The sequence below is a fragment of the Phytoactinopolyspora endophytica genome, from assembly GCF_004138495.1.
Classification (GTDB): Bacteria; Actinomycetota; Actinomycetes; order Jiangellales; family Jiangellaceae; genus Phytoactinopolyspora; species Phytoactinopolyspora endophytica.
Window position 1 is genome coordinate 95,925 of record NZ_ML142852.1, and the last position, 7,630, is coordinate 103,554.

Annotated in this window: 7 protein-coding genes; 1 reads left to right on the forward strand and 6 read right to left on the reverse strand. The window is 69.4% G+C overall.

Annotated elements, in window-relative coordinates:
• From tsaE to ELR45_RS08810, 6 genes are all read right to left on the reverse strand, one after another.
• Positions 1-296: tRNA (adenosine(37)-N6)-threonylcarbamoyltransferase complex ATPase subunit type 1 TsaE (gene tsaE / locus ELR45_RS40600; protein WP_240759339.1), on the reverse strand; the 296-nt coding region annotated here is incomplete at its 3' end.
• A gap of 9 nt (positions 297-305) precedes the next feature.
• Entirely contained in the window at positions 306-1,487 is a 1,182-nt protein-coding gene (locus tag ELR45_RS08790) for an alpha/beta hydrolase (RefSeq protein WP_205856271.1), read from the reverse strand.
• Entirely contained in the window at positions 1,484-2,659 is a 1,176-nt protein-coding gene (gene alr / locus ELR45_RS08795) for an alanine racemase (protein ID WP_240759341.1), read from the reverse strand. The genes ELR45_RS08790 and alr overlap by 4 nt, the downstream gene beginning before the upstream one ends.
• A 176-nt stretch (positions 2,660-2,835) precedes the next feature.
• Positions 2,836-4,401, reverse strand: a complete 1,566-nt coding sequence (locus ELR45_RS08800) for an NAD(P)H-hydrate dehydratase (protein ID WP_129665229.1) — start codon at positions 4,399-4,401, stop codon at positions 2,836-2,838.
• A gap of 121 nt (positions 4,402-4,522) precedes the next feature.
• Positions 4,523-4,882 carry a holo-ACP synthase gene (locus tag ELR45_RS08805; RefSeq protein WP_129665231.1) on the reverse strand — a complete coding sequence of 120 codons (360 nt, stop codon included), beginning with the start codon at positions 4,880-4,882 and terminating at the stop codon, positions 4,523-4,525.
• A gap of 67 nt (positions 4,883-4,949) precedes the next feature.
• The gene (locus ELR45_RS08810; protein WP_129665807.1) at positions 4,950-6,389 is read right to left on the reverse strand and encodes a sulfatase family protein; all 1,440 of its coding nucleotides are present in this window, start codon (positions 6,387-6,389) and stop codon (positions 4,950-4,952) included.
• Between the two features lie 48 nt (positions 6,390-6,437).
• Here ELR45_RS08810 and ELR45_RS08815 point away from each other — a divergent pair.
• Positions 6,438-7,630: ROK family transcriptional regulator (locus tag ELR45_RS08815; protein WP_165367616.1), on the forward strand; the 1,193-nt coding region annotated here is incomplete at its 3' end.

Sequence of the window (7,630 nt, forward strand, 5' to 3'; positions counted from 1 at the left end):
GCCTCGAGGTCCAGGTCCTCGAGCTCGTCCCAGTCAGCGAGCCGATACGCATCGACATGCACCAGCGCAGCGCCCGCCACCAAAGACGGATGAACCCGGGCGATGATGAACGTGGGCGAGGCGATCGGGCCGCGGACGCCCATGCCCGCGCCGATGCCCTGGGTCAACGTCGTCTTACCGGCGCCCAGGCCGCCCCCGAGCAGCACCAGGTCACCGGCGCGAAGCAGCGTTGCCAGTTGTTCGCCCAACGCATGCATGGACTGTGCGTCCGGAACATCGAACTCGATCATCGACATCTGACTCTCCTACCGCCCATGCCCCGCAATGCTCGTGACCTTGGTCACGGACTGCCTCCGTCGAGGGACCCCGCGGCGCACCTGCTCGATCAAGGAAGCCAGGTGTTCCGTGACCAGTTCATGACGTTCAAGCAGGACCATGTGCCCGGAGTCGGCGACTTCGACGTACTCGGCCATCGGCAACGCGGCGGCGATGTCCCGGCCGTGCTGCACCGGTGTGAGATGGTCGTCCTCCGCCGCGATGACGAGTCCGGGGATCCGGGCCAGCACCGGAAGCGCCGCGTGCGCATCGATCCCCCACACCACCGGCAGGAACTCAGCCAGCACGTCCACCGGAGTCGATGCGTTCATGGCTGCGGTGAACTCCACCAGCGCCGGCGACCCACCTCCCGCGAACGAATAACGACGCGTGATGACGTATCCGAGGTCGCTCCCCACGCGCCGTCCGCGCTCGATCAGTTCGGGGCGTCGCGCCAGCGCCGCGACCAGCCCGGGTGCGCTACGGCTGGCCAGTCGTCCGAGCGGAGCCGGGAGACCGAGAGTTGTGCTGTTCAGGCCCTTCGCGCTCGTCGTGATCAGGGCTACCCCTCGTACCCGGTCGCCGAAGAGCTCGGGGTGCTCCAACGCCAGCGCGAGCACGGTCATGCCGCCCATCGAGTGTCCGACGAGCACGACCGGCCCCTGTGGCGCGACGGCCTCGAGCACGGCGGCCAGGTCCGCCGCCAGCCGCTCCCGGACGATCGTCTGCCGCTTACTGTCCCCTCCGTCCTCTTCTTCAGGAACGTGCCCCGCAAGGCCGGGGAAGGCGTCCTCGTCCGGCGCCGCGCCGGACCGGCCGTGCTGGCGCTGGTCCCAGAACACCAGGCGTGCTGTGCCACGCAGGTCCCGCCGCTGGAAGTGCCAGGAGTCCTGGGTCAGGGCGTAGCCGTGGCTGAACACGACCGTGACCTCGGCAGGCGTGTCCAGCTCGTCCACCTCCACGTAGAGTGGCGCACCGTCGTCGGCGACGACGATCTGGGCGTTGCCACGCAGCGATCCGAAAGGTTCGTCCGCGTACGGGTCGTCGCTACGCAGCGACCGCCCCATGACGTACCGCTCGGCCGCAAACCCGACAGCCGCGCCGGCCGCCGCCACGCCCAGCCAGCCTCCGACCGCGCCGGCCGCTTTCCCGGCGGCCATGAACCTACTCAAAGGGCTTCCTCCATGCCGATGTACGTCCGTGGCATACGCGGCGCGAAGCGGGTGACGATCTCATAAGAGATCGTGCGGCACGCCTGGGCCCAGTCCTGAGCCGTGGGTTCGCCCGCCGCGGCATCCCCGAAGAGCACGACCTCGTCACCGGCCCGGAGGTCGTCGTCGCCGAGATCAACGACGAACTGGTCCATGCACACACGCCCAGCGACGCGCCGGACCCGGCCGCCGACGAGCACCGGGGCACCCGGGTCACCCTCCCCGCCGGAGCCGTGCCGCGGTACGCCGTCGGCGTATCCCAACGGCACCAGGCCGAGGTTGGTCTCCCGGTCGGTGATGTAGACGTGACCGTACGAGACTCCGTGGCCCGCCGGCACCCGCTTGACGAGCGCCAGCCGGGCGCGCACGGACATCGCCGGCCGCAGCCCCACGTCGCCCGGACCGACGACGTCCGGCATCGGCGACAGGCCGTAACTCGCCAAGCCGGTCCGTACCAGATCGAAGTGGGCCCGCGGGAGCAGCAGCGCCGCGGCGGAGTTGGCCAGATGCCGCACCTCGGGCCGCACACCGCGTGCCTCCGCCCACGCGACCGCATTCTCGAAAGCCGCGATCTGCGCCGTGTTGGTCGGATGTCGCGGCGAGTCGGCGATGGCGAAATGCGACCACAGGCCGACGACGTTCACCAGGCCTTCTGCCTGTGCCTTCAACGCTGTGTCGATGAGGGCGGGCCAGTCCGCCTCGGGAGCACCGGAACGGCCGAGCCCGGAGTCGACCTTGAGGTGCAGCCGCGCTGTGCGGCCCGTCTCCCGCGCCGCGGCGGTGATCTCCTCGACCGTCCACGGCGCCGACGCGGACACGTCGATACCCGCGGCCAGCGCATCCGTCCATCGCTCACCGGGAGCGAACAGCCATGACATCAGCCGGCCGCCGATCCCCGCAGCGCGCAAGGCCAGCGCCTCGCTCAGGGCCGCGGTGCCCAGCCACGTCGCTCCGCCAGCCTGGGCGGCCCTGGCGGCGGGTACCAGCCCGTGACCGTACGCGTCGCCTTTCACCACGACCATCACATCAGCGGCGCCGGCACGCGCGCGGAGCTCGGCGACGTTGTCCCGGATGGCCGACAAGTCGATGCGGACGGCTGCGTGCGACACCGCACCGCCTCTGTGATCGTCCACGGCGCTGATTCTCTCAGAAACGCCGTGTGGGAGTTGCACGACAGTCTTGGGAGGTGGGCGAAAGATCTCCCGGCTCAAGCCCAACCGGGCCACAGACCGGCCGGACCCCGACACACCCACGCAACCCGCCGCCGGGAGATCCACTCCCACCTCCCAGGACCGCAGGACATTTCTCCTCAAGGACGGCAGAGCGCCGCGAGGACGCCGGGAAGCGCATCCAGGATGTCGCTCGCGCTGGGCCTCCCGGACGATCCCGCGGCCACCTGACCGGCCATGCCGTGGACGTATGCGGCGAGGCTGCCGGCGTCGAGCGGGCTCAGACCGGCCGCCAGCAATGCCCCGGCCAGCCCGGCCAGCACGTCACCAGAGCCAGCGGTGGCGAGAGCCGGGGTACCGGTCGGGTTCACTCGGACCCGGCCGTCCGGGGCGGCCACCAACGTGGTCGAGCCTTTCAGCAGCACCGTGGCGTTCCAGCGGCGCGCGGCTTGGACGACGTGGTGCAGACGACGCGCCTCGACGTCGGCTCGCTCAGCCCGCGCCATCCGCGCCAGCTCACCCGCGTGCGGGGTGAGTAGCGCGGGGGTCTCGAACCGCGACGGCAGGCGGCGCAGCCCGTCGGCGTCGACCAGGACAGGGAGACCCGAGCTCAGAACGGTGGCGACCTCGTCGTCCCTGCCGTCGCCGAGCCCCGAGCCGACAGCCCACGCCTGCACCCGGCCGGCAGCGGCGGCATCCGGTGTGACCACCGTCTCGGGCCAGCGTTCCAGCACGTTGCCGGCGACCGCATCCGGACCGGCGTAGCGGACCATCCCGGCTCCGCCGTGCACCGCCCCTCCAGCCGCCAGCACGGCGGCACCCTTGTACTGCGCCGAACCGGCGAGCAAGCCCAGAACACCCCGGCGGTACTTGTCCGTGTTCCGAGCGGGCTCCGGAAACAGTTCGACGACGTCCGCGAGCTCGAGCATCTCGACCGCAGGAGCCGGCAGGTGCGGGCCCAGGCCGATGTCCACCAGCTCCACATGTCCGACCGCTTCGGCCGCCGGGTCGACGAGCAGTCCGATCTTGTGAGTCCCGAACGTCACAGTCGTGTCGGCTCGCATATGCGGCCCCGACGTCTCACCCGTGTCCGCGTCGATACCGCTCGGCAGGTCGACGGCGACGACGTGCCCCGGGGCATCGGCGACGAGCTCGGCGAGCTTCGCCGCGTCGTCGCGCAGACCGCCTCTTCCACCGATGCCGAGAATTCCGTCGACGACGAGGTCGGCCCGGCGGATGGCATCGGCCGTACCCGGTGTGATCGGATCGCCGTCGCCGGATACCACGGCGCCTCCGGCGGCACGAAAAGCGCCGAGGCCGTCCGCGTGGACCCGGTCATGACGGACCAGCACCGCGTCGACACGCGCTCCGCGCCGAGCCAGCCGCGCACCCGCCCAGAGTGCGTCTCCTCCGTTGTCGCCGCCGCCGACCAGGAGCACGATACGCGCTCCGTATGGCCCGCCCCTTCGGCGTTCGCCGCGACGGCGGCTTCCGCCGGGACGACCTGCCGATTCTCCCGTTTCGCGCAGCCACAGCTCGGGATCGGTGTTTCGCGTTCCGCGGTGGCCGTGCTCGCCGCGCAGCGACCGCACACAGACGGCCGCGAGTCCGGCCGCGGCCCGCTGCATCAGCTCCCCTTCAGGCAACGTCGCCATCAGCGTCGCCTCGGCCGCCCGAACGTCGGCCACGGAATGCGCACGGATCATCTGCTGTGTTCTCCCCACGCACCGGTCATCTCGTCACCCGGCACGTTCTCATCACTGCGGCCGGCATGATCACCTGCATGGTCCCGCATCGCCGCATCATGCGAGCTTCTGCCCCCGCTGGTCACGACGGCGTACCCTCCAGGACCACCATGGCGGAGGCGACGCCGGCGTCGTGCGACAGGGACAGGTGGAGGCTCTGCACGCCCAGCTCGGTGCAACGGCGCTCCACGCTACCGCTGACGCTGAACCATGGCCGCCCTGCGTCGTCGCTGACTACCTCCGCATCGTGCCACTGCAACCCGACCGGCGCACCCAGCGCTTTCGCCAACGCTTCCTTCGCGGCGAACCGCGCCGCCTGGGAAGGGACCGAGCGCTTCCGCTCGTCGGGCGTGAAGACACGCTCCGCGAACGCAGGCGTGCGCTCCAGCGTCTCCGCGAATCGTCCGATGTCGACGACATCGATCCCTACGCCTACGATCACACCCTTCAGCCTACGGGCTCGACCCGCCCACCTCGCGCCACCGGCTCACCTCTTCAGCGTTCGGCTGTCACGGCAGGTCGCCGGCCTCACGCTGGAGGCGGTCCAGTTCGACTTCGAGATCCTTACGGACGGCGGCGTAGTCGGGCTCGTCATAGACGCTACGCAGCTCCATCGGGTCGTGCTCCAGATCGAACAGTTCCCACTCCGGATCGAAGCGCCGATCGGAACTGCCCGGTGCTCCCTTTCCCTCGCCGTAGTAACAGATCAGCTTGTATCGGTCGGTGCGCACTCCGTAATGAGCGCGGGCGTGATGGATGCTGTCGTCATGCATCCAGTAGCGGTAGTACATCGACGTCCGCCAATCATCCGGACGCTCGCCGCGGAGCAGCGGCACCATACTGCGGCCCTGCATGGTGGGTAGATCCGGTACGCCGGCCAGGTCGCAGAAGGTCTGCGCGAAGTCCAGGTTCAGCACGATGTCGTCGTTCACGGATCCCGCCGCGATCTGGCGGGGATAGCGGATCAGCAGGGGCATGCGCAGCGACTCCTCGTACATGAACCGCTTGTCGTACCAGCCATGATCGCCGAGGAAGAATCCCTGGTCAGAGGTGTAGACGACGAGTGTGTCCTCGGTCAGTCCGGCGTCGTCCAGGTAGTCCAGAAGCCGGCCGACGTTGTCGTCGACGGACGCCACACAGCGCAGATAGTCCTTGATGTAGCGCTGATACTTCCAGGCCAGTTCCTCATCCGCGGAGAGCCCGTCCGGCACCGGCTCCTTCAGATCTCGCGGGTTCAGGTCGTCGGCGACGCGCATCGCCGCCGCGGCGGCGGCTTCGGAACGTCCCGCGTAGTCGTCGCGCAGCGTGTCCGGCTCGGGGATGTCGACGTCGTCGTACATGTGCGCGTGCTTCTCGTCCGGCTCCCACGGACGGTGCGGCGCCTTGTGGTGGACGAGCAGGCAGAACGGACGTTCCTCATCCCGCCGCCCCAACCAATCCAGGGCGAGATCGGTGATGATGTCGGTGGCGTACCCCTCACGCACGTGCCGCCCAGCCGGCGAGATCATCTCCGGATCGTGGTAGTCGCCCTGGTCCGGCAGGACCTCCCACTCATCGAAGCCACGTGGATCGTGTACGCCGCCATGGCCGAGGTGCCATTTGCCGAACAGCGCGGTCTGGTAGCCGCTCTCCTGCAGCATCCCGGCGAACGTGGGCAGCCGGGAGTCGAAGTGGGTGGCCAGCGTGGTCACGCCGGTGCGATGGCTGTGCATCCCGGTCAGGATGGTCGCGCGGCTCGGCGTGCACAACGCGTTGGTGCAGAAGCAGTTGTCGAACCGCATGCCCTCATCCGCGAGGCGATCGAGGTGCGGAGTCGTGTTGATCCGGCTCCCGTACGCGCTCATCGCGTGCGACGCGTGATCGTCGGTCATGACGAACACGATGTTGGGCAGTGTCTGAGTCACGTGACTCCTCCAAGGCGTTCCAGCGCCGGCGGCGGCTCCCGACATTAATTGCGTGTTTGCTGCAATCAATTTGTCTCTAGTAACTTACGAGCCATGGCAGAGGGTGTCAACGCCTCGGAAGGGACGCGAGCACGAGCGGCGACGGCCCGACGCTCCAACGCCGGTGCGAACCATCGAAGCGTCAAGCAGGGCAACCGCGGTGCCGTATTCCGGACCATCCACGCCCTCGGCCCGATCGCTCGTGTGGAGATCGCCGGCCAGACCGGGCTCAACGCCGGGACCGTCTCCCGGATCGTCGACGAGCTGACTCAGCAAGGGCTGACCCGGGAGACCGGACTAAGGACACCGACCGGGGCCGGACGCCGCGCCGCCGACCTCGAGATCGTGCCGACCGCACGGTACGCGATCGGGATCGACGTCGCCCGCAGCGCGGTCACCGGCGGCGTGGTCGACCTGCTGGGACACGTCCGCGAACGGGTCGTCTTCCCCACCCGCGGGCTCGCACCGGGCGAGATCGACGCCGAGCTGACCGACCACGTCATGGAACGCCTGATGAGCTCGATGACCCCGGCCGAGCGGAAGACGCTGGTCGGCATCGGGATCGGCATGCCCAGCCCGGTCAGCATCCAGACCGGTCGCCACCTTCCGACGGACTCATCCGCCGCATGGCAGGAGCCCGAGCTCACCTCTCACCTCGAGCGACGGTGGCGGCTGGACGCACACGTCGACAACAACGCCAACACCGGCGCGCTCGCCGAGCTGTGGTTCGGCGCCGGCAGGGGCGTCGACGACTTCCTGCTCGTCAACTTGAGTGTCGGTATCGCCGCGGGTCTCGTGCTCTCCGGCGAGCTCTACCGCGGAGATCACGATCTCGCCGGGGAGATCGGCCACGTCGCCGTCGACATCAACGGACCGAGATGCGCCTGCGGCAATGTCGGGTGCGTGCACGCCTACGCGTCGATCCCCGCCGTGCTGGAGCGCCTGCGCACCGAGCTCGCCGCCGGATCGCCGTCGAGCCTGTGCGACGACGCCGAACTGACCATCGAGGACGTGATCGCGGCGGCACATGCCGGGGACCCGCTCACCACGGGCATCCTCGCCGACGTCGCCCGGTACGTCGCCGCCGCCGTCAGCAGCGTGGCTTACACGGTGGATCCGCAACTCATCCTGGTCGGCAGGGAACTGCCCACCGCCGGCGACGCCTTCCTTCAGCCGCTCACCGCCGAGCTGCGGCGACGCCTGTTCCCCGTCGTCCGGGACACCATCCGCATCCAAGCGACGACGGT